A 24,018-nucleotide genomic window follows, 5' to 3' on the forward strand; every position below is an offset into this window, starting at 1 on the left:
AGCCGGTCGTCCGGCCGGTCACCGTGATCGCGCACCGAAGCCGGCGGTCGGGACGACCGGTCGCCGTGCCAGAGGGCTGTGACGAGAGGTCGGCATGAGTCTCGCCATGCTTCTGATCGGGGGGGTCGTGTGCCTTGTCGTGGGCGGCGAGTCCCTGGTGCGCGGCGCCGTCGCGGTGGCGCGGCACATGGGGGTGTCGCCCCTTCTGATCGGGCTTACCCTGGTGGGTTTCGGCACCTCGACGCCGGAACTGGTGACCAGCCTTCAGGCCGCCGCGGCCGGTTCGCCGGGTGTCGCGGTCGGCAATGTCATCGGCAGCAACATCGCCAACATCCTGCTGATCCTCGGCGTGGCGGCGCTGGTGCGTCCGGTGATGGCCTCGCCGGCGGCCTTCCGGCGCGACGGCCCCATGGTCGTCCTGGCGGCGCTGGCGGCGCTGGCGGTGGTCGTGATCGGCGAGGTCGGGCGCGCGGTGGGGGCCGCCCTGGTCGCGGTTCTGGTGGTCTACGTCGTCGCCACCTACCTGCTGGAGCGCAGGGCCGCGGCGGCCGATGCCGGCGCGGTCATGCACGCCGCCGAGGCGGACGCGGCGCTGGCCCCGCCGGCCGGTCTGGCGGGAGCGATCGGATACCTGGTCGGCGGCCTGGCCCTCACCGTGCTGGGGGCCCGTCTGCTGGTGGACGGCGCCATCGGGCTGGCCGCCGACCTGGGGGTGTCGGACACGCTGGTGGGGTTGACCCTGGTCGCGGTCGGCACGTCGCTGCCGGAGCTGGTGACCTCGGTGATCGCCGCCCTGCGGGGCCAGTCGGACGTCGCCTTCGGCAACATCATCGGCAGCAATATCGTCAACATCCTGGGGATCCTCGGGCTGACGGCGGTGGTCGTGCCGATCCCGATTCCGCCGGAGGTCGCCGCCGTCGACATCTGGGTCATGCTGGCGGCAACCGGGGCGCTGCTGGCGGCGGTGGTCAGCGGCTGGCGCGTGACCCGGCTGGAGGGCGCGGTCCTGCTGGCCGGCTACGCGATCTATCTGCTGCGGTTCGCGGTGGTCTGACGGCGGGCGCCCTTTGCCCGGACCGCCTTGACCGCTATGGTTCTTCCCACGACGTGGCCCGGCACGGGCGCACCAACCGCAACGAACCGACAGGGAGGGACCATGAACGCGGCGATCCTGGACCGCATGCAGGTGGTGGAGGGCGACATCACCGCCGAGTCCGTCGACGCCATCGTCAACGCCGCCAACGAGACCCTTCTGGGCGGCGGCGGCGTCGACGGGGCCATCCACCGGGCGGCGGGACCCGGCCTGCGCGAGGAGTGCGCCCAGCTCGGCGGCTGCCTGCCAGGGCAGGCCAAGGTGACCGGCGCCTACGATCTGCCGGCGCGCTGGGTCGTGCACACCGTGGGGCCGGTCTTCGAGGGCCTGAAGCCCGACGACGCCGACCGGCTGCTCGGGGCCTCCTATGTCAACGCGTTGCGCGCCGCCGCCGAGGCCGGCGCGCGCTCGGTGGCGTTCCCGGCCATCTCTACCGGGGCCTATGGCTTCCCGCAGGACCGCGCCGCGCGCGTCGCCATCCTGTCGGTGGCGCGTGCGCTGGAGACCGACGACCGCATCGAGGCGGTGCGCTTCGTCTGTTTCTCGCCCGAGGCGGCGCGGCTGCACCGGGCCGCGATCGAGGCGCTGCGTCAGTTGTCGGACTGACGGCGGCGCACGCCTCCGGCCGGCGGGGTGACGGCGGGCGCCCGCGGCCCCATATCCGAAGGGCGCATCCGCGCCGCCGTCCGTTCGCTCGAACCCCCGAGACCGTCCCATGACCCCCACGCCCATGCCGTCCTGTGGCCTGCGCCATGTGGAACACTGGGTGTTCGACTTGGACAACACGCTGTACCCGGCCAGCGCCCAGGTGTTCGCCCAGATGGACCAGCGCATGAAGCGGTTCATCGCCGACTACCTCGATCTGCCGGAGGACGAGGCCTTCGTCGTCCAGAAGCGGTACTATCACCGCTACGGCACCTCGCTGCGCGGGCTGATGATCGAGCACGGCATGGACCCCCATGCCTTCATGGATTTCGTGCACGACATCGACCATTCGGTGATTCCGGCGGCACCGGCCCTGGACGCCGCCCTGGGGCGTCTGGAGGGCCGCAAGGTGGTGTTCACCAACGGCTCCCTCAAACACGCCGAGCGGGTGCTGGAGCGGATCGGCATCGCCCACCATTTCGAAGCCATCTTCGACATCGAGGCCGGCCTGTTCGTGCCCAAGCCGCACCCCGAGACCTACCAATCCATGCTGGGCCGGTTCGCCCTCGATCCCCGGGTCACGGCCATGGTCGAGGACAGCCTGAAGAATCTGGTGCCGGCGCGCGCCGTCGGCATGACCACGGTGCTGGTGCGCGATCCCACGCACTGGGCGTTCGATCCGGACGCCGACTGGAGCCACTGCCACCATATCACCGACGACCTCACCGGCTGGCTGGCGGCGCTTGTCGAGGCGCGCCGGGCGGCGCGGCCGCACCGCGCGCCGGGATCGGCCCTCGCGGCCGGATGAGCGGGCATGACCGGCGCCGGTGCCGAGCCGCCTGACGACCATGGGTCGGGTTGGGGCCGCCGCTCGGCCCTGAGGCTGGGGCTGCTGGCCGCGGGCGCGCCCGTGCTGGCCGCCTGCGCGCCCCGGCTGGCGCCGCCCGGCCCGGGCACGGCGGCGGCGGCGCCGCGCCTGGGCAGCGACGGCACGGTGTTCGTGGCCGGCGACGGCGCCCGGCTGCCCCTGACGCGCTGGGAGCGCAGCGACGATCCGGCCGCCGTCGTCATCGCCCTGCATGGCTTCAACGACTACGCCAACGCCTTCCGCGAGGCGGGACCGTTCCTGGCCAACCGCGGGTTCGCGGTCTGGGCGCCGGATCAGCGCGGGTTCGGGCGCGCGCCCCATCGCGGCCTGTGGGCCGGCACCGCGCGTCTGGTGGCCGATCTGCGCGAGTTGGTGGCGGTGGCCCGCGCCGCCTGGCCCGGCCGCCGCGTGGTGGTGCTGGGCGAGAGCATGGGCGGTGCCGTGACCATGGTCGCGCTGACCGATCCGGACCGGCCGCTCGCGGTCGACGCCACGGTGCTGAGCGCCCCGGCGGTGTGGGGGCGCGCCGCCATGCCGTGGCTGTACCGGATGGTGCTGGACGTCACCAGCGCCCTGGCGCCGGGCCTGCGCGTGACCGGCAAGGGGCTCGACATCTGGCCGTCCGACAACATCGAGATGCTGCGACGCCTCGGCCGCGATCCGCTGATGATCCGGGCCACCCGCACCGACACCATTCGGGGCCTGGTGGCGCTGATGGACGCCGCGTTGCGGGCCGCGCCCCGGGTGCCGCCACCGGTGCTGTGCCTGATGGGGGCCAACGACCACATCATCCCGGCGCGACCGACCCTGAAGGCGCTGTCGGCGATGGTCGGGGACGGTGACGATCCGCGCCGGCGGGCGGCCCTCTATCCCGACGGCTGGCACATGCTGCTGCGCGACCTGGGGGCGGTGACGCCGCTGGAGGACATCGTGGCCTGGATCGAGGATCCGGCGGCGCCGCTGCCCTCGGGGGCTGACCGGCGGGCGCGCGCCCTGCTCGCCGGCCGTCTGGAGGTGGCGCCGCGCTCCCGCCCGACGGTACCGGCGTACTGATCGCGGCCCGCCGATCGCGGTTTCGGTCAGCGGGCCGGCGGCAGCCGGATCAGGCCGGTCCACAGGCCGCGCAGGATCGCCGCCGCCTTGGCCCTGCCCTGCTCCTCGACCAGCAGGACCCGGACCACCTGCGCCGCCAGCGCGGCCATGTCCTGGAGCGCCCAGCCCGGGTGGACGGCGACCCAGCCGCGCCACAGCCGGGCCCGGTTGCGCGCCATGGCGTGACAGCGGAACGGGGCATGGTTGCTGGCCCACACCGTGCGCCCGAGCAGCCGGTGCGGGGTCTGCCGGCCCAGGGTGTGGTCGAGCACCGCGTCCCCCACGACGGCGAGGCGGTGACCGGCCCGGCGCAGCCGGAAACAGAACTCCACATCGACGTAGTCGATGAAGAAGTCGGCCCGCATGAGACCGGCGGCCCGCAGCGCGCCCGCGCGGATCAGGGACCCCGAGGCGATGACGAACACCGGATCCTCCAGCAGGCCCTGCGCCGGTGCCGGCCCCTTGCGGACCCGCCAGCGCAGACCGCGCAGGAACCCGGGCACGCGCGCCACGGCGGGGTACCGCAGGCGCGGGGCCAGCAGCCCGAACACGCCGGGCCGGGCCGCCTCGACCGCCGCCATGCGGGCCACCATGTCCGGGGCCGGGGTGCTGTCGTCGTCCATCAGCAGCAGCCACGAGACGCCGGCCGCCAGCAGGGCGTCGAGACCCTGGTTCTGGGCCGCCGCCAGGCCGCGGTTGTCGGGATTCGGGAGCAGGGTCAGGGCCGGGTCCGCCGCCGCGGCGGTGCGCAGGGCGCCGACGGTGGCGGCGTCGGAGCCGTTGTCGACCACCACCACCGCATCGACCTGGGCGGACAGCCGGGCCAGCCGGTCGGCGATGGCGGTTCCGGTGTTGTAGGTCACCACCACCGCCCCCACCGGCCCCAGCGCCGGGTGGCGGGGCCGGTCGGGCAGCGGACGCGGACGCGGACGCGGGGGCGGGGATGGGGCGGCGGGCGCGGTCATGGGCGATGGATCGACGGCAGGCGCGGGCAGCATAGGCGGCCCGGCGCGCCGGGGCCAGTGTGGGCGGGCGCGGTTCTGTCGTGACCTGGTGCGGCTGGCGTGCGACAAGGACCTTAGCCCCCACGACTCCCGTCCCGCCCATGCCGTCGCCTGTCGAGTCCCCGCCGCCACCGCCACCGCTGCCGTCGGTCAGCGTCCTGATGGTCTCCTACTACAGCGCGACGCTGGCCCGGCGCGCGCTCGACCATCTGGCGGCCCAGGACTGGCGCGACTTCGAAGTGGTGCTGGTCGAGAACGGGACCGGGGGCGCCGACTGGGCGCGGGCCGAGGCCGACCGCCGCGCCTTCCCCATCACCGTCCTGACGCCGCGCCGCAACCTGGGCTTCGCGGCCGGCAACAACCTGGCGGCGCGGCATGCGCGCGGCCGGTGGCTGGCGCTGCTCAATCCGGATGCCTTTCCCGATCCGGACTGGCTGTCGGCCCTGATGGCCGCGGCCGCGCGCCATCCGGCCGGCACCGCCTTCGGCTCGGTCCAACTCGACGCCGCCGATCCGACGCGCCTCGACGGCGTCGGGGACTGCTGGTGTCCGGCCGGGCTGGCGTGGCGCGGCGGGCACCGGATGCCGGCCGATCGCGCGCCAGACGAGGACCGGGGTGTGTTCGGGCCGTGCGCGGCGGCGGCGCTGTGGGCGCGCGCCGACTTCGACGCCCTGGGCGGCTTCGAGGCGCGCTACTTCTGCTATATGGAGGACGTGGACCTGGCGCTGCGCCACCGTCTGCGCGGCGGCCGCTGTGTGACCGTGGCGGCGGCCCGGGTGCGCCACGTGGGCAGCGGCACCACGGCGCGGCACAGTGCCTTCGCCATCGAGCACGACCGCCGCAATGCGCTGTGGACGGTGGTGCGCACGACGCCCGCGGCGTGGCTGTGGCCGTTGTTGCCAGCGGTGCTCCTGGTCACCCTGGTCATGCTGGCGCGGGCGGCCCGCCATGGGGCGCTGGGGCCGGCGTGGCGGGGGGTGCGGGCCGGTCTGGCCGGCCTCGGTGGGCCGGGCGGAGCCTGGGCGCAACGGCGCGCCATCCAGGCCACGCGGACGGTTCCGGTGCGCAGCCTGGCCCGGGCCATGACCTGGAACCCGCTGCAGGTGCTGCGGCGGGCCCCCAAGAGCTGGCCGGCCGACGCCCCGTGATGGGGCGCGGGACCGCGGTGCGTCAGGCCAGGCCGAGATCGTCCAGGCCGACGCCCACCAGGGTGACCACGTTGTCGGCGTCGAAGCGGATGTCGACACCCTCGCTGGTGGTCACGATATCGTAGTAACTGGCGCTGCTGACGGCCCCGGTCACCGACAGCATGTCGACGGCGGGGTCGAACGCCTCCAGCCGGAGCTGGCCGCCGGAGTAGACGATGATCTGACTGCCGGGCGCGGCCGACCCGTCGCCGGATGCCGGATCCCCGGTGCCGCCGCCGCCGCTCCCATCCGGGCGCACGACCACCATCCAGTTGCCGATGCTGCCGGCATCGGGCGCCAGCGGGTCGATGGTCACCGTCCCGTCGAGATTGCCGAGCAGCGAATCCAGCGCGTCGCCGTCCGCGACGTCGCCGTCGCGCAGCACGTCGAGCAGCCGCAGGGCATCGTCGGTCAGCGCGATATCGTCCCCGATACGCCCCGCCTCGCCCAGGCTGCTGCCGGTCTCGTCATCATCCGTCTTGGCGTCTGAGGCGAGGCCGCCGCCGGAGCCCTGGCCGTCGCCCGCGTCCTCGGTGGTGTCGTTGGGGCCGACCTGGGCGGTTTCGGCCTCCCCGGAGCCGCTGCGGGTCTCGCCCTCGCCCACGGCGGTCTGAGAGGAGGAGCCGCTGGTGCCACCGGACCCGTTGTCCTTGTCCGCGGTGTCGGACTCGGCGTCGTCCTGGCTCGACACCTCGCCGGAACTGTCGAGCGTCGCGCCCGCCGCGACCGGATCCGGCGTCGAGGCGGTCTCGGCGCGCGCCTGCGCTGCCGCCGGCTCGGTGCTGCGTCCGGGCGCGGCCCCCTGCATCAGTTCGGCGAGGAACAGGTCGGCGTCGATCACCGGATCGGGCGTGCCGGGTATGGTGAGGGTTTCCGCGGCCAGGGCCACCGACGGCCTCTCCCCTTTGGCGGCCGGCTTGCCGGCGTCGAGACCCTCGATGGCGCGGGCGCCGTCCGACGTGGCCGTCACGGCGCGGGGGTCGGCCTCGTGGGCGTCGGCGGGCGGAGCGCCCGCGGCGGCGCTGGCGGCCTGTCCTTCGGCGCCCTGGGCGCTGTCGTCCTCCCGCACGGCGCGGGACAGGGTTTCCAACATGGTCTGGGTGGTGCCGTCACGGCTGCCGGTGACGGGGGTCACGGCCGCCACCACCAGGGCCATGGCCGAGGCGAGGCCGGCGCTGTGCAGCATAAAGCCGCCGTGACCGACGCCGCCGCCGGCCGCGTCGGTGGCCGTCAGGGCGATCAGGCTGTCCTGGAGCTGGGGACGGTTGGTCTGCGCACCGGAGGAGCGCGCATCAAGGCTCGCCTTGCCCGCCGTGCCGCCGGCGTCCGCTGCCTTGCGCCCCTGCATCAGGGCGGTGGCGACGAAGGCGGCCAGGACCACGCTGGGGTGCGTGAACAGGCTGGTCACGTTGCTCGAGTCGCTGCCGGTCGCGGACCCGGACCCGGACCCGGACCCGGCGGGGCCGTGGGCGGTGTCACCCCCGCGGCCGGCGCCGCGCCGGGTGCCGCCCGCGGCGGCCCGTCGCTGCGGGGCTTCGGCACCGGTGAAGCCCCCGGTCTGCGACATCAGCAGGGGCTGGCTGTCCAGTATCTTGTCGACGACGTCGCGGAAGCTGTCGCCCTCCACGACCGTGCCGGCCCCAGCCCCGGCGGCCACGAAGCGGCCGTCGATGCGCGCGAAGTGGGCGATCACGTCGCCGCTGCCCGGGCGCAGGAACACCATCCACGGGTCGCCCTCGTCGGTCTGCCCGGAGTCGGTCTCGACGGTCAGCCCGGCGCGCGCCAGCAGGTTCACGACCCGGCACAGTTCGGCAAGCTCCTGGTTGGTCCAGGGGCCGGTGGTGCGGGCCGTCTTCCGACCACGGATGAAGTCGGGGATGGAAACAAGCGACGCGACCATCTCTCTCTTTTCCCCTCGCGGTCTTCGGCGACTCGGGGTCGCTCTGGCGCGGAACCGTCAGCGGACCGGTGCGCGATGTCGGGGCACCACGCGGGATTATGGCTGGCGGCGCCGCCCGCTCACCCGCTTTGAGGGGTGGTGACCAGCGGCTCGCCTTTCCCGCGCGCCGGGCCGGGGCCGATCGAGCCGGGCGTTCGCCCTGGTTTCGACGGGACCCGCGGAGGTCGCGGCAAGTCCTTTGGATTCCTGCGGCAAGTCCTTTGGATTCCTTACGAAACACCCCACGGTAGCACTCTCGAACGGTAAACCGAAGCGGCGCCCGGCGCAAGCGACAACGGGATCGTGCGCGGGCGGCCCGCCCCGCCCCTCACGGCGCGCCGCCGGCGCCGTTGCCCGGCGGTGGAAGCTGGCCGCCGCCGCCCGGCCCGGGGCGTGCGAAGCGCGACAGGATGGCCTGGCGCGGCCCCATCATCTCCACCTGACCGTCGCGCAACACCAGCACCGACTCCACCGCGGCAAGCAGCGCCGGCTTCTGCGTGATCAGCACCACCGTGCATCCGGCCTCGCCCAGTCCTTTCAGGGCCTCGGTGAGGGCCTGTTCGCCGTCGGAATCGAGGAACGCGTTCGGCTCGTCGAGCACCACCAGCGCGGGGCTGCCGTAGAGCGCCCGCGCCAGCGCGACGCGTTGGCGCAGGCCGGCCGGCAGAATGTGGCCGCCCGCGCCGATGGCGGTATCGTAGCCATTGGGCAGGCGCAGGATGGTCTCGTGTACCCGCGCCCGGCGCGCGGCGTCGATCACCGCGTCGGCATCGACGGGTCCCAGCCGGGCGATGACCTCGGCGACGGTGCCCTCCATCAGGTCGACCTCCTGGGAGAGGTACCCGACGTGCTCGCCGAGCTGCTCGGGGCTCCAGTTGCGCAGGTCGTTGCCATCCAACCGGACCGTGCCCTGGAACGGCGCCCACAACCCGACCAGGGTACGGGCCAGCACGCTCTTGCCGGAGCCGGACGGCCCGATCACGCCCAGCGAATCGCCGGGCTCCAGCGACAGCGAGACGCCCTTGAGCGCCGCCAGGCGTGCGCCCGGCGGGGCCACCATCGCCTGTTGCAGACTGACGGCCCCGCGCGGCGCCGGCAGCGGCATCCGGTCACGGGCCGGTTCGCCGCGTTCGAACAGCTCGCGCAGCCGGCGGCGCGCGCCATTCACCCGCAGCATCGCGTCCTGCGCGCGCGTCAGCCGTTCCAGCGCGGCGAACGCGCGTTCGGCCAGCAGCGCCACGGTGATGACCGCCGGGCTGGACAGGAGGTCGTCGGTGTACAGCCAGGCCGCCAAGGCGAGCACGCCGACGACGCCGATACGATGAACCATCGCGGCCGCGGCGCCGAACACGGCCACGCTGTTGCCGGTCGACGAGTCGAGCCGCACCCGGCGGTCATGCATCGCCCGCCAGGCTTGCTGAACCCGCGGTCCCATGCCCATCGCCGCGATGGTCTGGGCATGGCCGAGGCGTTCCTCCAGGCGGGTCTCGGCCTCGATCGCGAGCGCCTGGCCGTCGCGGGCGCGCCGTCTGGTGACCGCGCGCGGCAGCAGCGCCAGCACGACCATGACCAGCGCGACACCGGTGGCCAGCAGGAAGACCCAAAGGTTGAACAGCAGGATCAGTCCCAACAGAACGGCAACCCAGGGCGCGTCGGTCAGATGCACCATGGCCCGGCTGCCCACGAACCGGCGCACCGTTTCGGCGTCGGCCGTGGCGTGCCGCAGGCCGGGCACCGGCGCGCGGGCGGCACCGTCGAACAGCATCTCCAGGATCGGCCCGGTCAGGCGCGCCTCCAGCGCGGCGCCGGCCCGCAGCAGCACCGCCTGGCGGACCCAGTCCAACACCGCCAGCACGATCATGGCGCCGCCGGCCAGCAGCATCAGCATGACCAGGGTGGGCACGGATCGGCTGGTCAGCACGCGTTCAAAGATCTGGAACACGTAGAGCGGCGTGACGGCCAGCAGCAGGGCCACGAACAGGCCGAACGCGATCGCCACCAGGATCTGGCCGCGCAACGCGCCCATCGCCGCCGTGTACTCGGCGATGCGGGACTGGGGCGGGGCCGCGCCGCGCCGCGCTCGGGTCCGTTCAGCCACGGGTCTGTCCTCTCCCTTCCGATGTGGGCGCGACGTGCGCGCCGCCTGCGGTGTGTCCGGTTGCCATCATGAACCATGCCGCGCCGCCGCCGACAAGGGGGGCGAGGTCCGCCGCTCGGAGGGGGCCGTCGCCGGCGCGGGACGTGCGGGGCTCAGGTTTCGCCCGCCGCCAGCGCCAGCAGGTACTGGCCGTACGAGGTCTTCTCCAGCGCGCGGCCCAGCCGGTCGAGCTGGTCGGCGTCGATGTAGCCCATTCGAAAGGCGACCTCTTCGGGGCAGGCGATCTTCATGCCCTGGCGCTTGTCCAGCGTCCGGACATAGTTGCCGGCGTCCAGCAGACTCTCCTGCGTGCCGGTGTCGAACCAGGCGTAGCCGCGCCCCAGGCGCTCCACCTGAAGGGCGCCGCGCGCCAGATAGTCGGCGTTGACGTCGGTGATCTCCAGTTCCCCGCGGGCGCTGGGGCGGATGCCGGCGGCGATGTCGGAGACGCGCGAGTCGTAGAAGTACAGCCCGGTCACCGCCCACCGCGAGCGCGGCCGGCTCGGCTTCTCCTCGATCGAGGTGGCGCGGCCGTCGTCGTCGAAGGCCACCACGCCGTACCGTTCCGGATCGGGGACGTGGTAGGCGAACACGGTGGCGCCGTCGCGACGGGCGGCGGCGGCGCGGAGCTTCTCGGTCAGGCCGGGGCCATAGAAGATGTTGTCGCCCAGGATCAGGGCGCAGGGGCCGCCGTCCACGAACGCGCGGCCGATCAGGAAGGCCTGGGCCAGCCCCTCGGGACGCGGCTGCTCGGCGTACTGGATGGAAACACCCCAGGCGCTGCCGTCGCCCAGCAGGGTCTGGAAGCTGGCCGCGTCGGCCGGCGTCGTGATGACCAGGACCTCCCGGATGCCCGCCAGCATCAGCACCGTGAGCGGGTAATACACCATCGGCTTGTCGTAGACGGGCAGGAGCTGCTTGGAGACGGCCCGGGTGATGGGATGGAGGCGGGTGCCGGCACCGCCGGCCAGAATGATGCCCTTCATGGTGTGCGGCTGTCCTTGCGCGGGCGCGGGCGAGGCGGGGCGCCGGTCTCGGGCACACGGAGTCGCCCCGACCGGCAGTCCCGACGGGAGGGAAGCGCGGCACTGTTTCTCATCTGAACGGCGAACGCAAGCCCGGAGCGGGCGTGTTCAGCCGCGGTCGGGGGCTTGTTGCGCGCCATCGGAGCGTCCATGGTGCCGACTGGGTCCAGGGGCGTGCGCGGGGTGTCGGCGCCGTCCCCGGGCCCCGTGTGCCGCTGTCCCGAGGACCACCGATGGACGACCCCTCCGGCCCCCTGAGCCTGCACGACTGGCGCACGCTGGCGCGCGCCCTGACCGGTGCCGAGCCGGCCGCGCGGCGGGCGCTGGTGCGCTTGATGCGGCATCACGATGTCGAGCCGCGCCAGATCTGGGGGCCGATCTGGGGGCCGATCTGGGGCCAGACGGGGGACGCGCCGCCGGTGGCGCCGCAATCGCGGGCGTCGATGCCGCTGCCGGCGCCCCGTCAGGGGGCGGTGCGCGACCGCCTGCTCGCTCCGGGGGCGGCGCCGCCGACGCTGGCGATCGACGACGCCCCGGCGGCGACCGACGAGGCGGACGCGGAGGCCCCCGACGGGGCGCTCGACTTCGGGGCGGTGGCGGCGGCCTACCCGGGGCCGCGCTGGGAACTGGTGGGACCGTTGGTGGACCTGACCCGGGCGGCCGAGGTGACGGCGCTGGACCACAACGCCATTCGCATGACCACCGACGGCCCCGATCCGGAGGCCACCATCACCCACCCGTCGCCGTTCTGCGAGGATCCGGTGCAGTTCCTGTCCGTGCTGGCGGTGCTGGCGCGGACCACGCCGCACGTGCGGCTGTACCGGGTGCAGCGTCAGCCCGACGGCCCGGCGGCGGTGCTGGTCAAGGTGTTCCCGGACCCCGGGCCGGAGACGCTGGCGGTGCTGGACCAGTTCCATCCGCGCGCCGCCGACCAGGTGCGCACCGCGGCCCGTGCGGTGGCCGACGCGCTGGCCCACCTGAGCGAGGGCGTCGACGCCGCCGACCCGGGCGCGGCGGCCGGGATTACACCGTGAACCAGGCCGGGCTGTCGGCGAGGCGGGGCTGGCGGGTGTCCTTGTCCGACAGCACGGGGGCCCCGACGCCCGCCGGCAGCGGCCAGTCGATGGCGAGGTCGGGGTCGTTCCAGGCGATGCCCTTGTCGCACTCGGGGGCGTAGGAATTGGTCACCTTGTATTCCACCTCGGTGTCGGGCTCCAGGGTGACGAAGCCATGGGCGAACCCGGCTGGGACCAGGATCTGGGTCCAGTCCTCGGCGCTGATGGTGGCGCCGACCCACTGGCCGTAGGTGGGCGAGCCGGTGCGGATGTCCACCGCCACATCCCAGATGGCGCCGCGCACGACCCGCACCAGCTTGTCCTGGGCCATGGGCGGGATCTGAAAGTGCAGACCGCGCAGGGTGCCGGCCTGGGCCGACAGGGAGTGGTTGTCCTGCACGAAGGTCAGGTCGATGCCGGCGTCGGCCAGGGCCTTCTTGTTATAGGTCTCGGAGAAGAAACCGCGGTGATCGCCGAACTTCTTCGGACGGATGATCTTGACCTCGGGAATATCCAGCGCCTCGACCTGCATGGTCCTCACCTCGCTTGGGGGAATCGCGTCGCGGGCCGGTGTAAGCCGCGGCCGCCGCACCCGCAAGCCCCGGCGGCCCGGCCCGGCGCCCGAAACCCATGACAGCCGGACCGCCGATCCGCTATACCCGCCGGCGCTGGATCGACTCCATGGCAACGAACGGAGGGGCGCGCGTGAAGGTTCTCGTCACCGGCGGCTGCGGGTTCATCGGCTCCGCCGTCATCCGCCACATCCTGGAGAGCACCGACCCCGCCCAGGTCGGCGGGGTGGTCAATGTCGACGCCCTGACCTATGCTGCCAATCCGGCCTCGCTGGCCGATCTCGCCGATGATCCGCGCTACACGTTCGAATGCGTGGACATCCGCGACGGGGCCGCGCTGGCGCGCGTGTTCGCCGCTCACGACCCCGACGCGGTCATGCACCTGGCCGCCGAAAGCCACGTCGACCGGTCCATCGACGGCCCGGCGGCCTTCATCGACACCAACATCGTCGGCACCTATCAGCTCCTGGAGGCGGCGCGGGCGCACTGGAAGGCGCTGCCGCCCGACCGCCAGGCGACGTTCCGCTTCCACCACGTCTCCACCGACGAGGTCTTCGGCACCCTGGGCGCCGACGGCCTGTTCACCGAGGAGACCCCGTACGCCCCCAACAGCCCCTATTCGGCCTCCAAGGCGGGCTCCGACCATCTGGTGCGGGCCTGGCACCACACGTATGGTCTGCCTGTGGTGGCGTCGAACTGCTCCAACAACTACGGGCCGCGCCAGTTCCCGGAGAAACTGATCCCGCTGATGATCCTGAATGGGCTGGCGGGCCGGCCGCTGCCGGTCTACGGCAAGGGCGACAACGTGCGCGACTGGCTGCACGTCGAGGATCACGCCCGCGCCCTGTGGACCATCCTCACCACCGGCCGGGTGGGGGAGAGCTACAACGTCGGCGGCGACAGCGAGCGGCGCAACATCGAGGTGGTGGAGACCATCTGCGATACCCTGGATGCCCTGCGTCCGGCGGCGACCCCGCGGCGCGATCTCATCGCCTTCGTCACCGACCGGCCGGGGCACGACTTCCGCTATGCCATCGACGCCACCAAGATCAAGCGGGACCTGGGCTGGGCGCCGCGCCACGACTTCGCCGGCGGTATCCGCCAGACCGTGCAGTGGTACCTGGACAACGAGGCTTGGTGGCGGCCGCTGCGCGACGGCGTCTACGCCGGCCAGCGCCTGGGGGTGACGGCATGACGGCAACGACGGCGGAGGCGAGCAGGGGAGGACGGCACCGCGTGCTGGTGGCCGGGCGCACCGGTCAGCTCGGGTTCGAACTGGCGCGGGCGCGCTGGCCGGCCGGCCTGGAGGTGGTGCCGGTGGGCCGTGACACCCTCGACCTGGCCGACCCGGAAGCCGCCGCCGCGGTGGTGCGCGACGGCCGCTTCGCGCTGGTGATCAACGCCGCCGCGTATACCGCCGTCGACCAGGCGGAGTCGGAGGAGGACCGGGCGACCCACATCAATGCCGACGGTCCGCGCGCGCTGGCCATGGCCTGCACCGACGCCGGCATCCCGCTGATCCACGTGTCCACCGATTACGTGTTCGACGGCACCAAGGCCGGCCCCTACACCGAAGACGATCCGGTGGCGCCGCTGGGCGCCTACGGCCGCTCCAAGCTGGCCGGCGAGGTGGCGGTGCGGGCCGAATGCCCGCACCATGTCATCGTGCGCACCGCCTGGGTGTTCAGCGCCCACGGCAAGAACTTCGTCAAGACCATGCTGCGCCTCGCCGCCGAGAAGCCGGACCTGCGCGTGGTCGCGGATCAGCACGGCTGCCCCACCGCCGCCCACGACCTGGCGCGGGCGTTGATCGAGATCGCGCGGCAACTGGTCCTTGAGGGGCGCACCGACGCCTTCGGCACCTACCACTTCGCCGGCGCCGGGCCGACCACCTGGCACGGCTTCGCCGAGGCCATCGTCGCCGCCCAGGGCGCGCGCACCGGCAAACACCCCCCCGTGCACCCGATCCCGACGGCGGACTTCCCCACCCCGGCCCGTCGGCCGGCGAACTCGGTGCTCGCCACCGATCGCATCGCCGCGACCTTCGGTGTTGCGCCGCGGCCGTGGCGGGAGACCCTGGCCGAGGTGCTGGCGGACCTGGGCGCGACGGCGCCGGCCCGCTGAGCGCGTCCGCCGCGCCCTCAGCGGGTCGGCGTGAACAGGAACGTGCGGCCGATCTCGTTCGAGACCTGGGTGTTGCGGGTGATGAAATCGGTGAGGAAGCGGTGCAGCCCGCGCCGGGTCACGTCCTGGGGCCGGCCGTAGCGCAACCGCGCGTACATCTCTCCGGACAGGCGCGCCGCTTCGGAGGTGCTGCGCAGGCTGTCCAGCACCGGGTGGATCTCGGCGTAGCAGGCGTGCAGCGAGCGCGGGAACTGGCGGTGCAACACCAGCAGGTCCACCACCAGGCGTGGCTTGATGGTGTCGCGGTAGGTCAGGCGGTAGGCCTTGAAGGCGCTCATGGCGCGCAGGACGGCGCCCCACTGGTAGTAGTCCACGGCCTCGTCGGCGTTGGCCTCGTCGGGCACCAGCACGTGGTACTTCACGTCCAGCAGGCGGGCGGTGTTGTCGGCGCGTTCGATGAAGGTGCCCAGGCGGGTGAAGTAGTAGGCGTCGGTGGTCAGCATGGTGCCGCCGAGCACACCGGCAAAGAGCTGGCTACGCTCCTTGACCCATTCGAAGAACTCGCGGAAGCCCCACTCGACCAGCCGCGAGTAGTGGATCTCCCGCATTTCCAGCCAAGTGGTGTTCAGTGATTCGAACACCTCGGTGGGCAGCATGTTGCGTTCGGCGCGGGCGTTCTCGCGCGCCTCCCGCAGGGTGGCGAGGATCGAGGCCGGGTTGTCCGGGTCCAGCGCCATGAAGGCGATGACGTGGCCGGCGCTGACGTCGTCGTAGCGGGCCTCGAAGGCCGGGCGCTGGCCGGAGATGACCAGGGCGGGCAACCATTCGCGCGTCGCGTCCTGGCCGGCGGGCAACTGCGACATGCGATGGCTCACGTCCAGGATGCGGGCCATGTTCTCGGCCCGCTCCACGTAGCGGGCCATCCAGTACAGGTTGGCGGCGGTGCGGCTGAGCATCCCCCTAGCGCTCCAGCACCCAGGTGTCCTTGGTGCCGCCGCCCTGCGACGAGTTCACCACCAGCGAGCCGTCGCGCAGGGCCACCCGGGTCAGGCCGCCGGGGACCACGCTGGTGGTCTCGCCGGTCAGCACGAACGGCCGCAGGTCCACGTGCCGGGGCGCGATGCCCTGGTCGACGAAGGTCGGGCAGGTGGACAGCGCCAGCGTCGGCTGGGCGATGAAGTTGCCCGGATCGGCCACGATGCGCTCGCGGTATTCGCTGATCTCCTGACGGCTGGCCTGGGGGCCGATCAGCATGCCGTAGCCGCCGGAGCCGTGCACCTCCTTGACCACCAGTTCGGACAGGTGGTCGAGGACGTAGGCGCGGTCTTCGTCGTGCTTCAGGAACCAGGTGGGCACGTTGGCGAGGACCGGCTCCTCGCTCAGGTAGAAGCGGATCATGGCCGGGACGTGGTGATAGATCGCCTTGTCGTCGGCGATGCCGGTGCCGATGGCGTTGGCCAGGGTCACCCGGCCCTTGCGGTAGGCCTGGAACAGGCCGGGCACGCCGAGCAGGCTGTCGGAGCGGAACGCCTTGGGGTCCAGAAAGTCGTCGTCGATGCGGCGGTAGATCACGTCGACGCGGCGCGGCCCCTCGATGGTGCGCATGAAGACCGAGTCGTCGTCGACGAACAGATCCTGGCCCTGCACCAGTTCGATGCCCATTTCATCCGCGAGGAAGGCGTGTTCGAAGTAGGCGCTGTTGAACTGGCCCGGCGTCAGCAGCACCACGGTGGGGTCGTCGCGGCCCGGCGGCGCGACGTAGCGGAGGTTGCGCAGCAGCGTCTGCGGGTAGTGGTTCACCGGCGCGACCGTGTAGGCATCGAACAGGTCCGGGAACAGCCGCATCATGATCTCCCGGTCCTCCAGCATGTAGGACACGCCGGAGGGGGTGCGAAGGTTGTCCTCCAGCACGTGGAAGGCGGTCTCGCCGGTGCGCACCACGTCGATGCCGCCGATGTGGACGTAGACCCCGCCGGGCGGGGTGAAGCCCTGCATTTCCGGCCGGTACAGACCGTTGCCGAGCACCAGGTCGCGCGGCACCAGGCCGGCGCGCAGGATCTCCTGGTCGTGGTAGACGTCGTGGATGAAGCGGTTGAGCGCCTCGATGCGCTGGCACACCCCCTTGGAGAGCACCTTCCACTCGTCGCGGCTGAGGATGCGCGGGATGACGTCGAAGGGGATCAGGCGTTCGCCGCCGGCGGCCTCGCCGTAGACGGCGAAGGTGATGCCGATGCGGCGGAACAGCATGTCGGCCTGCGCATGGCGGCGCGACAGCAGGTCGGGCGGCGCCTTGCGGAGCCAGGAGCGGTAGGTCTGGTAGGGGGCGCGGACTTTGGTGCCCGTTCTGTACATCTCGTCGAACGCCGAGGATGCCGCCCCCATACCACACTCCCTGTTCGGCACCTGCCCCATGGGGGTACGCGGATGGGCAATGATGCACCCGCGAACCGCCCTAAAGGCTGCCGTTTGATTACACAGCCGTCAATCGGAAAACGCTGCCAATTCGTTAGGCAGAGTGTGGCCTGTGCGCCACGGGGTGGCCCGACGCACGGCGGTTGGAGGCGGACCCGGCGGCGGGTATGGTCGGGCCGTTGCTGCGTTCGACAAGGGCTGTGCATGAAAATCCCCCCCGGCCGTGCCGCCGCCTTCGTCAAGGCGCCCGACCCCAGCGTCCGCGCCGTGCTGGTCTACGGCCCGGACCGTGGGTTGGCGCGCGAGCGGCTGGACGCGCTGACCCGCACCGTGGTCGCCGACGTCGCCGACCCGTTCCGGGTCACCGAGATGCCGGCGGCGGCGCTCAAGGACGATCCCGCCCGGCTGGCCGACGAGGCGGCGGCGCTGTCGCTCATGGGCGGGCGCCGGGTGGTGCGGGTGATGGACGCCACCGACGCCACCGCCGGGGCGCTGAAGGCGGTTCTGGCGGACGCGGCCGGCGATGCGCTGGTGCTGGTGCTGGCCGGCGAGCTGGCCCCGCGCGGCGCGCTGCGCACGCTGTTCGAGGGCGCCGAGACCGCGGCCGCCCTGGCCTGCTACGCCGACGACGGCGCCGCCCTCGATCAGGTCATCCGCGACACCCTGGCGCCCCACGGCCTGACCGCCGACCGCGACGCCATGGCCTTCCTGGTGGCGCACCTGGGGGGCGACCGGCTGCTGACCCGGGCCGAGTTGGAAAAACTCATCACCTACAAGGGCGGGCCGGGCGAGGTCACGCTGGACGACGCCGCCGCCTGCATCGGCGACACCGCGGCGTTGGGCCTCGACGACCTGGCGCTGGCGGTGGCCGACGGCGACGACGCCCAGGCCCAGCGGGTGCTGGACCGGCTGCTGCGCGGCGGCACCAATGCGGTGACGGTGCTGCGCGCGGTCTCGCGCCACTTCCAGCGCCTGCACCTGGCGGCCGGCTCGATGGCCGGCGGGCGCTCGGCCGATCAGGCGGTGGGGGCGTTGCGGCCGCCGCCCATCTTCAAGCATCGCGACCGCATCACCGCGCAGGTGCGGCGCTGGGACGCCGCCCGGCTGGGCCAGGCGCTCGACCTGCTGCTGGAGGCCGAGGCCGACTGCAAGGGCTTCGGCCCGGCGCCGGCGGTGGTGTGCGCGCGCGCCCTGCTGCGGCTGGCCCAAGGGGCCCGGCTCGGGGCACGTCCCGGGGCAGGCCCGGGCACGCGGCCGCGGCGGGCCTGACGGCCCGCTACCCGCGCGCCTTGCGGCGCCACGACAGCGCGATCAGGACCCCGAGAAGTGCCGCCCCCGACAGGTGGATGGCGAGCGTGCCGTGCGGCCACAGCAGCAGCAGCGCGGCGCCGCCGGTGGCGATGCGCTCCCACCAGTGCAGCCGGCTTTCCAGGCAGCCCTGGAAGGTGCCGGCGAAGGCGTACACGCCCAGGCAGGCGAAGGCGAAGACCTCGATCTGCTCGGCCCACGACCCGGTGACCAGCGGCGTGTAGGCGAACAGCACCGGCACGATGTACAGGCCCTTGGCCACCTTCCAGGCCATGAAGCCGGTCGGCATCGGGCGGGTGCCGGCGATCGCCCCGGCGGCGAACGCGGTCAGGCAGACCGGTGGCGTGACGTTGGAGTCCTGCGACAGCCAGAAGATGATGAGGTGCGCCGCCAGCAGGGTCATGGAGACCGTGACCGGGTCCACGAGCTGATCGGCGAAGCCCGACGTGAAGTCCCCCGGCAGGGCGCTGACCTGGGCCCACACCCGCTCCGCCTCGGCCAGGGGCATGGGCTGGCCCAGGGTTCCGGACAGGTCGGGCAGCAGCATGCCGACCGTCATCGCCATCTGCTGCGGCACGTCGCCGGCGGCGATGGCCTGCACGATGTGGTCGGCCATCATCAGGTCGTTGAGCGCCGGCGCCGACAGCGGCGCCAGCACGGCGTAGGCCGCCGTCACCGGCAGGCCCATGCCCAGCACCAATGAGGCGATGGCGACCAGCACCAGCAGCACCCAGAGCTGGCCGCCGGCCCAGTCGTTGATCATCAGGCTGAAGGTGTTGCCGACCCCGGTGGTGGCGATCACCGCGACCACCACGCCGACCGCCACCAGCAGGATCGCCATGGTGGCGGCGATACGCGCCCCCTCGGCCAGCGCCTCCAGGATGGCGCGCGGTCCCATGCGGTTCTTCGACAGCCAGGACGCCACCACAACGGCGGCCATCGAGATGCCGGCGGCGTAGGTGGGCGTGAAGCCCTGCACCAGCAGGGCGATCAGCACCGCGATGGGCAGCAGGAAGTGCCAGCCCTCCTTCATGACCTGCTTGAAGGACTTGCCGTCCTCCGGGGCCTGGGCGGTCAGGCCCTGGCGGATCGCCTCCACCCGCACGAAGGCGCCCACCGACAGGAAGTAGATGATCGCCGGCAACACCGACAGCGCCACGATATCGACGTACGGCACCAGGGTATAGTTCGCCATGATGAAGGCGCCGGCGCCCATGATCGGCGGCATGATCTGGCCGCCGGTCGAGGCCGCGGCTTCCACCCCGGCGGCGAAGCGCGGCGGATAGCCGGCGCGTTTCATCAACGGGATGGTGATGACGCCCGTCGACATCGTGTTGGCGACCGCCGACCCGGAGATCGAGCCCATCAGGCCGGAGCCGAACACCGCCACCAGCCCCGGCCCGCCCAGCAGGCGCCCGGCGGCGCAGCGCGCCAGGTCGATGATGAAGTCGCCGGCGCCCGAGCGCACCAGGAAGGCGCCGAAGATGATGAACATGGCGACGTAGGAGTAACTGATGCGCGCGATCGGGCCGAACAGGCCGTCGCCGGTGAAGTAGGTGCGCATCATCATCACTTCCGCGGACAGGCCGGAGAAGTGGAACACGCCGTCCACCCATGGCCCCCACCAGATGGCGTAGCTGAGGGAGAGGGCCACCAGGATGGGGATCAGCCAGCCGGAGGAGCGGCGCGCGAACTCCATCGCCAGCAGCAGCGCCAGGCCGGCGGCGATCCAGTCGGCGGTGTCGAACGCCATGCCGCGGTCGTAGAAGGCGTCCTCGTACAGGAACAGGTAGGCCACGGTGCCCAGGCACAGCAGGCCCAGCGCCACGTCGACGCCCAGGACCGCGGCCTGACCCTTGCGGGTGCGCGCCGGGTAGAGCGGGTAGAGCAGGGCGCACAGGAGCCCGAAGAGGCCGAAGTGCAGGGCGGCGAAGCGCAGCTCCGCCATGGTGCCGAAGGTGTTGAGATAGATGTGCACCCCGGCCGTGACGACGCCGATCCAGAATACGGCCAGACGCAGCGGCCCGCGCAGCGGCCGGGCCACGGTGCTGACCTCGCCCACATCGGTGTCGTACCCCGCGTTGGCGCCGTCGCCCGGTGTCTGCTCCGGTGATGTCGGACCCATCACGTCCCCTCCCCTCTTCATGCTGTTTTGCGCATGTTCATTCAATGCTTGCGGTCGGCGCCGGCCCCATGGCCCGCGGCGGGGCAATCGGGGGAACGGGGTCTCGAGCCGTGTCCCGGTCATGCCGGCCCGAGTTCGCGCCCTGTGACTCGGTGTCCACAGGCCGTGACGACCCGTCAGCATTCAAGGCGCGTCCTGGCGCCTGCCCCCGATTGCCCTGGGGCCAGCGTCGTCGTGCGGCGCACGCTGTGTCGCGCGACTGTACCCCGCCCGTGCGGCGGGGGCGATGGCCGATCGGCCGGGGGTGGTTCTACCGGATGCGGTCGGGGTTGGCGGCCAGATAGGCGTCGACCGCCGCCGCCAGCGGCTCCAGGTGGTCGGTGAAGAAATGCGTGGCGCCCGGGATGACCGTGTGGTCCACGGTGATGGTCTTCTGCGCCGACAGCTTGGCGGCCAGCTTGGCGACCGCGGCCTCGGGCACGATCTCGTCCTTGTCGCCGTGCACGATCAGCCCCGACGACGGGCAGGGCGCCAGGAAGGTGAAGTCCTGACGGTTGGCCGGCGGCGCGACCGCCACGAAGCCGCTGATCTCCGGTCGGCGCATCAGGAGCTGCATGCCGATCCAGGCGCCGAACGAGAACCCGGCGACCCAGCAGTGGCCGGCGTCCGGATTGACGGACTGGAGCCAGTCGAGGGCGGCGGCGGCGTCGGACAGTTCGCCCTGGCCGTTGTCGAACACGCCCTGCGACCGACCGACGCCCCGGAAGTTGAAGCGCATGACAGAGAACCCACGTCTGGAGAACACGTGGTGCAGAGCGTAGACGACCTTGTTGTTCATGGTGCCGCCCTGCTGCGGGTGCGGATGCAGGACCAGGGCGATGGGAGCATTGGGGGCCTTGCTGTGATGGTAGCGGCCTTCCAGGCGGCCCTCGGGGCCGTTGAAAATGACGTCGGGCATGGGGGGCGGTATGTTCCGTCTGGCGTTTGGGGCAGGATGAACTCGGGCGGCGTCGGTCTTGAGCGGGGCCAGGACAGGTCCCGGTCGGTCACGGACCGGCCCGGGCGTTTTCTTGACCGGGATTCTCGGATACCATACTCTTCTCCAGACGTGCGAGCGTCCCGGCCGGTGGGCGTTGACGCGGGTTTGGGGCGGCGCCAAATGACACAGGACGAGGTGGTCAGGTCCAGTCGGAAGCGCAATCCCGTTAGTGGGTCCGTCGGCGGGTCCGTCGGCGGGTCCGTCGGGGGGCCTGTCGGCGAGCCCGTCAGCGGGTCCCTCGACGAGCGGTGCGTGTCCGCCCTTCCAAGGCCCACGCGGACCGGTATGCGGACCGGCACGCGGCATGGCAGGCGGCACGACGGTCCGGACCGCCCGGTCCCTAGAGCGCCCCGGCCGGGGCCGATCTCCGGGGCCAATCTCCGGGGCCAATCTCTGGGGCCATTCGCTGGGACCACCACACCAGCAACGGTCCCGACCCGGTGAGGGGTACGTGCCGCCCGGACCGCGACGGGACGAACACGAGACGAACGCGGAGCGACCACGGGACGAACGGCCACAGGACGAACGACCAAGGGACGAACACGGTGCGAAGGACGCGTCGACGCGCAACAGACCCGGCGTTGGCGCAACCGGAGGTCGATCCGACGTTGATCCGACGTTGGCTCGACCACAGGTGACCCGACCACAGGTGACCCGACCACTTGGGACCCGACCAAATAGGGTCTGCGAATCCGGGTGACCCATCCGAGTGAACCAGGGGACAGCGGCTCCGACCGGGCGCGTCCCCGTCAGGAGCCAGGATCCCGGGACCACCAATCCGGGGGTCGAGATCGTGGACCCGCCATCGCCCGGCCGCACTGTAGCACGAACCACCGCAAGGATTTCAAGCATCATGGCCTTCGCCAGACTTCGGGAAGACATCGCCACCATCCTTGAGAAGGACCCCGCCGCGCGGTCCCGGGCGGAGGTGCTGTTCTGTTATCCCGGTTTGCACGCCGTGATGATGCACCGCCTGTCGGCCCCGCTGTGGCGCCGCGGCTGGCGCTTTCTGCCGCGGCTCCTGTCCCATATCGCCAAGGTGCTGACCGGGGTCGAGATCCACCCGGGCGCCACGCTCGGGCGCCGGCTGTTCATCGACCACGCCACCGGGGTCGTCATCGGCGAGACCGCCGAGGTGGGCGACGACGTCACGCTGTACCACGGCGTCACCCTGGGCGGCACGTCGCTGCACAACGGCAAGCGGCATCCGACCCTGAAGGACGGCGTCATCGTGGGGTCGGGGGGCCAGGTCCTGGGGCCGATCACCATCGGCGCCGAGGCGCGCGTGGGGGCCAACGCCGTTGTGCTCTCCGACGTGCCGTCGGGGGCGACCGTGGTCGGCATCCCGGCCCGCGTGGTCCGGCGCGACCGCGTCGATGCCGCCCATCACTGCGAGTTCCAGGCCTACGGCACGCCGACCGACGGCATCACCGATCCGGTCGCCCGCACCATCACCGGCTTGACCGACCATGTGGGCCGGCTGGCGGCCCGGGTCGAAGAGCTGGAGCGCCGGCTCGCCGCCGGCCTCCCGGGGACGGCCGCGGACGGCGCCATCGAGACGGCGCCCGGCGGACACGGGTCCGCTGGCGACGACACCGGCGAGGCGGACGCGGTGACGACGCTGCCCGTCGCGGCGCTCCACGGCACCCAGGCCCAGCCGATACCGCTGCGGGCGACCGCCGGCGGTGGCGAAGGTCCGGGTTCTGGTCCGGGGGGTGCTGCTCCGGGGAATGGCGATCGGATGGCACCGGAGGCGGCCGCGCTGCCCACACCGCCCGATCCGGCCGTGGAGCGGCGCCTGGCCGGTCGCTAGAGGTCTCTAGAGGTCGCTAGAGAAGGTTCTCAGCAACCAGAACGCGCCCCATCGGGCAGAGGTGACGCCGATCCGTCGGCAGCAGAAGGAGGGATGAGGGTTGAGGCTCAGCACCAAAGGTCGTTACGCGGTGATGGCGATGGCCGACCTCGCGGTTCACTCGCAGGACAAGCCTGTGGCGCTCGCGGACATCGCCGAGCGCCAGGAAATCTCCCTGTCCTACCTGGAGCAGCTCTTCGGCCGTCTGCGCAAGGGCGGGTTGGTCAAGAGCGTGCGCGGGCCGGGTGGCGGCTACATGTTGTCGCGCTCGGGCGCCGACATCCGCATCTCCGACATCATCCTGTCGGTGGACGAGCCGATCCAGACCACGCGCTGCTCGCCGGGTTCGCCGGCGGGGTGCCACAACAACAAGGGCCGCTGCCTGACGCACGACCTGTGGGAAGAGCTGGCCAACCAGATCTATCTGTACCTCAGCTCGGTTTCGCTGGAGGACGTCACCCAGCGCCGCGTCCTGGGCACCAGCGGGTTGATCCAGGGGTTCGAGGCCACCGCGGCGCAGTGACGCCGGTGCGACCGCGCG

At 72.4% G+C, this 24,018-nt stretch carries 20 protein-coding genes; 11 read left to right on the forward strand and 9 right to left on the reverse strand.

Annotated elements, in window-relative coordinates; all coding sequences use genetic code 11:
* The first annotated feature begins 94 nt into the window (after positions 1-94).
* The 4 genes from GGD88_RS06055 (at position 95) to GGD88_RS06070 (ending at position 3,659) form a co-directional block, all read left to right on the forward strand.
* A complete protein-coding gene (locus GGD88_RS06055) occupies positions 95-1,054 on the forward strand; it encodes a calcium/sodium antiporter (protein WP_184432791.1) in 960 nt (319 codons plus the stop codon).
* A 102-nt stretch (positions 1,055-1,156) separates the two neighbouring features.
* Positions 1,157-1,699: an O-acetyl-ADP-ribose deacetylase gene (locus tag GGD88_RS06060; RefSeq protein ID WP_184432794.1), complete on the forward strand. Its 543-nt coding sequence runs from the start codon at positions 1,157-1,159 to the stop codon at positions 1,697-1,699.
* 109 nt (positions 1,700-1,808) lie between these two features.
* Positions 1,809-2,546 (forward strand): pyrimidine 5'-nucleotidase, encoded by a 738-nt coding sequence (locus GGD88_RS06065; protein ID WP_246423595.1) that lies wholly within the window; start codon positions 1,809-1,811, stop codon positions 2,544-2,546.
* A 6-nt stretch (positions 2,547-2,552) separates the two neighbouring features.
* Positions 2,553-3,659, forward strand: coding sequence for an alpha/beta hydrolase (locus GGD88_RS06070; RefSeq protein ID WP_184432797.1), 1,107 nt, complete (start codon positions 2,553-2,555; stop codon positions 3,657-3,659).
* 26 nt (positions 3,660-3,685) lie between these two features.
* Here GGD88_RS06070 and GGD88_RS06075 read toward each other — a convergent pair whose 3' ends face one another.
* Positions 3,686-4,663: a glycosyltransferase family 2 protein gene (locus GGD88_RS06075; RefSeq protein WP_184432800.1), complete on the reverse strand. Its 978-nt coding sequence runs from the start codon at positions 4,661-4,663 to the stop codon at positions 3,686-3,688.
* Between the two features lie 140 nt (positions 4,664-4,803).
* Here GGD88_RS06075 and GGD88_RS06080 point away from each other — a divergent pair, with 140 nt between their 5' ends.
* The gene (locus tag GGD88_RS06080; RefSeq protein WP_184432803.1) at positions 4,804-5,850 is read left to right on the forward strand and encodes a glycosyltransferase family 2 protein; all 1,047 of its coding nucleotides are present in this window, start codon (positions 4,804-4,806) and stop codon (positions 5,848-5,850) included.
* 22 nt (positions 5,851-5,872) lie between these two features.
* Here GGD88_RS06080 and GGD88_RS06085 read toward each other — a convergent pair whose 3' ends face one another.
* The 3 genes from GGD88_RS06085 to rfbA all read right to left on the reverse strand — a co-directional run bounded on the left by GGD88_RS06085 (position 5,873) and on the right by rfbA (position 10,951).
* On the reverse strand, positions 5,873-7,789 hold the full coding sequence (locus GGD88_RS06085; protein ID WP_184432807.1) for a hypothetical protein: 1,917 nt from the start codon (positions 7,787-7,789) through the stop codon (positions 5,873-5,875).
* Positions 7,790-8,156: 367 nt separating this feature from the next.
* A complete protein-coding gene (locus tag GGD88_RS06090) occupies positions 8,157-9,926 on the reverse strand; it encodes a type I secretion system permease/ATPase (protein WP_184432810.1) in 1,770 nt (589 codons plus the stop codon).
* A 152-nt stretch (positions 9,927-10,078) separates the two neighbouring features.
* The gene (gene rfbA / locus GGD88_RS06095) at positions 10,079-10,951 is read right to left on the reverse strand and encodes a glucose-1-phosphate thymidylyltransferase RfbA (protein ID WP_184432814.1); all 873 of its coding nucleotides are present in this window, start codon (positions 10,949-10,951) and stop codon (positions 10,079-10,081) included.
* A gap of 272 nt (positions 10,952-11,223) precedes the next feature.
* On the opposite strand from rfbA, the gene GGD88_RS06100 reads away from it, so the two are divergent.
* Positions 11,224-12,024, forward strand: coding sequence for a hypothetical protein (locus GGD88_RS06100; protein WP_184432818.1), 801 nt, complete (start codon positions 11,224-11,226; stop codon positions 12,022-12,024).
* Here the strand turns inward: GGD88_RS06100 and rfbC are convergent.
* Positions 12,014-12,577 carry a dTDP-4-dehydrorhamnose 3,5-epimerase gene (gene rfbC / locus GGD88_RS06105; RefSeq protein WP_184432822.1) on the reverse strand — a complete coding sequence of 188 codons (564 nt, stop codon included), beginning with the start codon at positions 12,575-12,577 and terminating at the stop codon, positions 12,014-12,016. The genes GGD88_RS06100 and rfbC overlap by 11 nt on opposite strands.
* A 173-nt stretch (positions 12,578-12,750) precedes the next feature.
* On the opposite strand from rfbC, the gene rfbB reads away from it, so the two are divergent.
* Together rfbB and rfbD are read left to right on the forward strand one after the other, a co-directional pair.
* Positions 12,751-13,812: a dTDP-glucose 4,6-dehydratase gene (gene rfbB / locus GGD88_RS06110; RefSeq protein WP_343056288.1), complete on the forward strand. Its 1,062-nt coding sequence runs from the start codon at positions 12,751-12,753 to the stop codon at positions 13,810-13,812.
* Positions 13,809-14,741: a dTDP-4-dehydrorhamnose reductase gene (gene rfbD, locus GGD88_RS06115; protein ID WP_184432828.1), complete on the forward strand. Its 933-nt coding sequence runs from the start codon at positions 13,809-13,811 to the stop codon at positions 14,739-14,741. The genes rfbB and rfbD overlap by 4 nt, the downstream gene beginning before the upstream one ends.
* 17 nt (positions 14,742-14,758) lie before the next feature.
* Here rfbD and GGD88_RS06120 read toward each other — a convergent pair whose 3' ends face one another.
* Positions 14,759-15,697, reverse strand: a complete 939-nt coding sequence (locus tag GGD88_RS06120) for an alpha-E domain-containing protein (RefSeq protein ID WP_184432831.1) — start codon at positions 15,695-15,697, stop codon at positions 14,759-14,761.
* 4 nt (positions 15,698-15,701) lie between these two features.
* Positions 15,702-17,123: a circularly permuted type 2 ATP-grasp protein gene (locus GGD88_RS06125; RefSeq protein ID WP_184432834.1), complete on the reverse strand. Its 1,422-nt coding sequence runs from the start codon at positions 17,121-17,123 to the stop codon at positions 15,702-15,704.
* A gap of 234 nt (positions 17,124-17,357) precedes the next feature.
* Here GGD88_RS06125 and holA point away from each other — a divergent pair, with 234 nt between their 5' ends.
* Positions 17,358-18,422 (forward strand): DNA polymerase III subunit delta, encoded by a 1,065-nt coding sequence (gene holA / locus GGD88_RS06130; protein ID WP_184432837.1) that lies wholly within the window; start codon positions 17,358-17,360, stop codon positions 18,420-18,422.
* 7 nt (positions 18,423-18,429) lie between these two features.
* On the opposite strand, the gene GGD88_RS06135 is transcribed toward holA, so the two are convergent.
* Positions 18,430-20,586 carry a TRAP transporter permease gene (locus tag GGD88_RS06135; protein WP_184432840.1) on the reverse strand — a complete coding sequence of 719 codons (2,157 nt, stop codon included), beginning with the start codon at positions 20,584-20,586 and terminating at the stop codon, positions 18,430-18,432.
* Positions 20,587-20,896: 310 nt separating this feature from the next.
* Positions 20,897-21,544, reverse strand: a complete 648-nt coding sequence (locus tag GGD88_RS06140) for an alpha/beta hydrolase (protein WP_184432843.1) — start codon at positions 21,542-21,544, stop codon at positions 20,897-20,899.
* 934 nt (positions 21,545-22,478) lie between these two features.
* Here GGD88_RS06140 and cysE point away from each other — a divergent pair.
* Complete coding sequence (gene cysE, locus GGD88_RS06150) at positions 22,479-23,438, forward strand: serine O-acetyltransferase (RefSeq protein ID WP_184432846.1); 960 nt, start codon at positions 22,479-22,481, stop codon at positions 23,436-23,438.
* Positions 23,439-23,538: 100 nt separating this feature from the next.
* On the forward strand, positions 23,539-24,000 hold the full coding sequence (locus GGD88_RS06155; RefSeq protein WP_184432850.1) for an Rrf2 family transcriptional regulator: 462 nt from the start codon (positions 23,539-23,541) through the stop codon (positions 23,998-24,000).
* The last annotated feature ends 18 nt before the right edge of the window (positions 24,001-24,018 follow it).

The sequence above is a fragment of the Roseospira goensis genome (assembly GCF_014197795.1).
Taxonomy (GTDB): domain Bacteria; phylum Pseudomonadota; class Alphaproteobacteria; order Rhodospirillales; family Rhodospirillaceae; genus Rhodospira; species Rhodospira goensis.

Coding starts and splice junctions, on each gene's coding strand:
- rfbA (WP_184432814.1), bottom strand. CDS start 10,951: ATGAAGGGCATCATTCTGGCCGGCGGTGCCGGCACCCGCCTCCATCCC.
- GGD88_RS06085 (WP_184432807.1), bottom strand. CDS start 7,789: ATGGTCGCGTCGCTTGTTTCCATCCCCGACTTCATCCGTGGTCGGAAG.
- GGD88_RS06080 (WP_184432803.1), top strand. CDS start 4,804: ATGCCGTCGCCTGTCGAGTCCCCGCCGCCACCGCCACCGCTGCCGTCG.
- GGD88_RS06065 (WP_246423595.1), top strand. CDS start 1,809: ATGACCCCCACGCCCATGCCGTCCTGTGGCCTGCGCCATGTGGAACAC.
- cysE (WP_184432846.1), top strand. CDS start 22,479: ATGGCCTTCGCCAGACTTCGGGAAGACATCGCCACCATCCTTGAGAAG.
- GGD88_RS06125 (WP_184432834.1), bottom strand. CDS start 17,123: ATGGGGGCGGCATCCTCGGCGTTCGACGAGATGTACAGAACGGGCACC.
- GGD88_RS06060 (WP_184432794.1), top strand. CDS start 1,157: ATGAACGCGGCGATCCTGGACCGCATGCAGGTGGTGGAGGGCGACATC.
- GGD88_RS06120 (WP_184432831.1), bottom strand. CDS start 15,697: ATGCTCAGCCGCACCGCCGCCAACCTGTACTGGATGGCCCGCTACGTG.
- GGD88_RS06140 (WP_184432843.1), bottom strand. CDS start 21,544: ATGCCCGACGTCATTTTCAACGGCCCCGAGGGCCGCCTGGAAGGCCGC.
- rfbC (WP_184432822.1), bottom strand. CDS start 12,577: ATGCAGGTCGAGGCGCTGGATATTCCCGAGGTCAAGATCATCCGTCCG.
- GGD88_RS06070 (WP_184432797.1), top strand. CDS start 2,553: ATGACCGGCGCCGGTGCCGAGCCGCCTGACGACCATGGGTCGGGTTGG.
- holA (WP_184432837.1), top strand. CDS start 17,358: ATGAAAATCCCCCCCGGCCGTGCCGCCGCCTTCGTCAAGGCGCCCGAC.
- rfbD (WP_184432828.1), top strand. CDS start 13,809: ATGACGGCAACGACGGCGGAGGCGAGCAGGGGAGGACGGCACCGCGTG.
- GGD88_RS06055 (WP_184432791.1), top strand. CDS start 95: ATGAGTCTCGCCATGCTTCTGATCGGGGGGGTCGTGTGCCTTGTCGTG.
- GGD88_RS06075 (WP_184432800.1), bottom strand. CDS start 4,663: ATGACCGCGCCCGCCGCCCCATCCCCGCCCCCGCGTCCGCGTCCGCGT.
- GGD88_RS06100 (WP_184432818.1), top strand. CDS start 11,224: ATGGACGACCCCTCCGGCCCCCTGAGCCTGCACGACTGGCGCACGCTG.
- GGD88_RS06135 (WP_184432840.1), bottom strand. CDS start 20,586: ATGGGTCCGACATCACCGGAGCAGACACCGGGCGACGGCGCCAACGCG.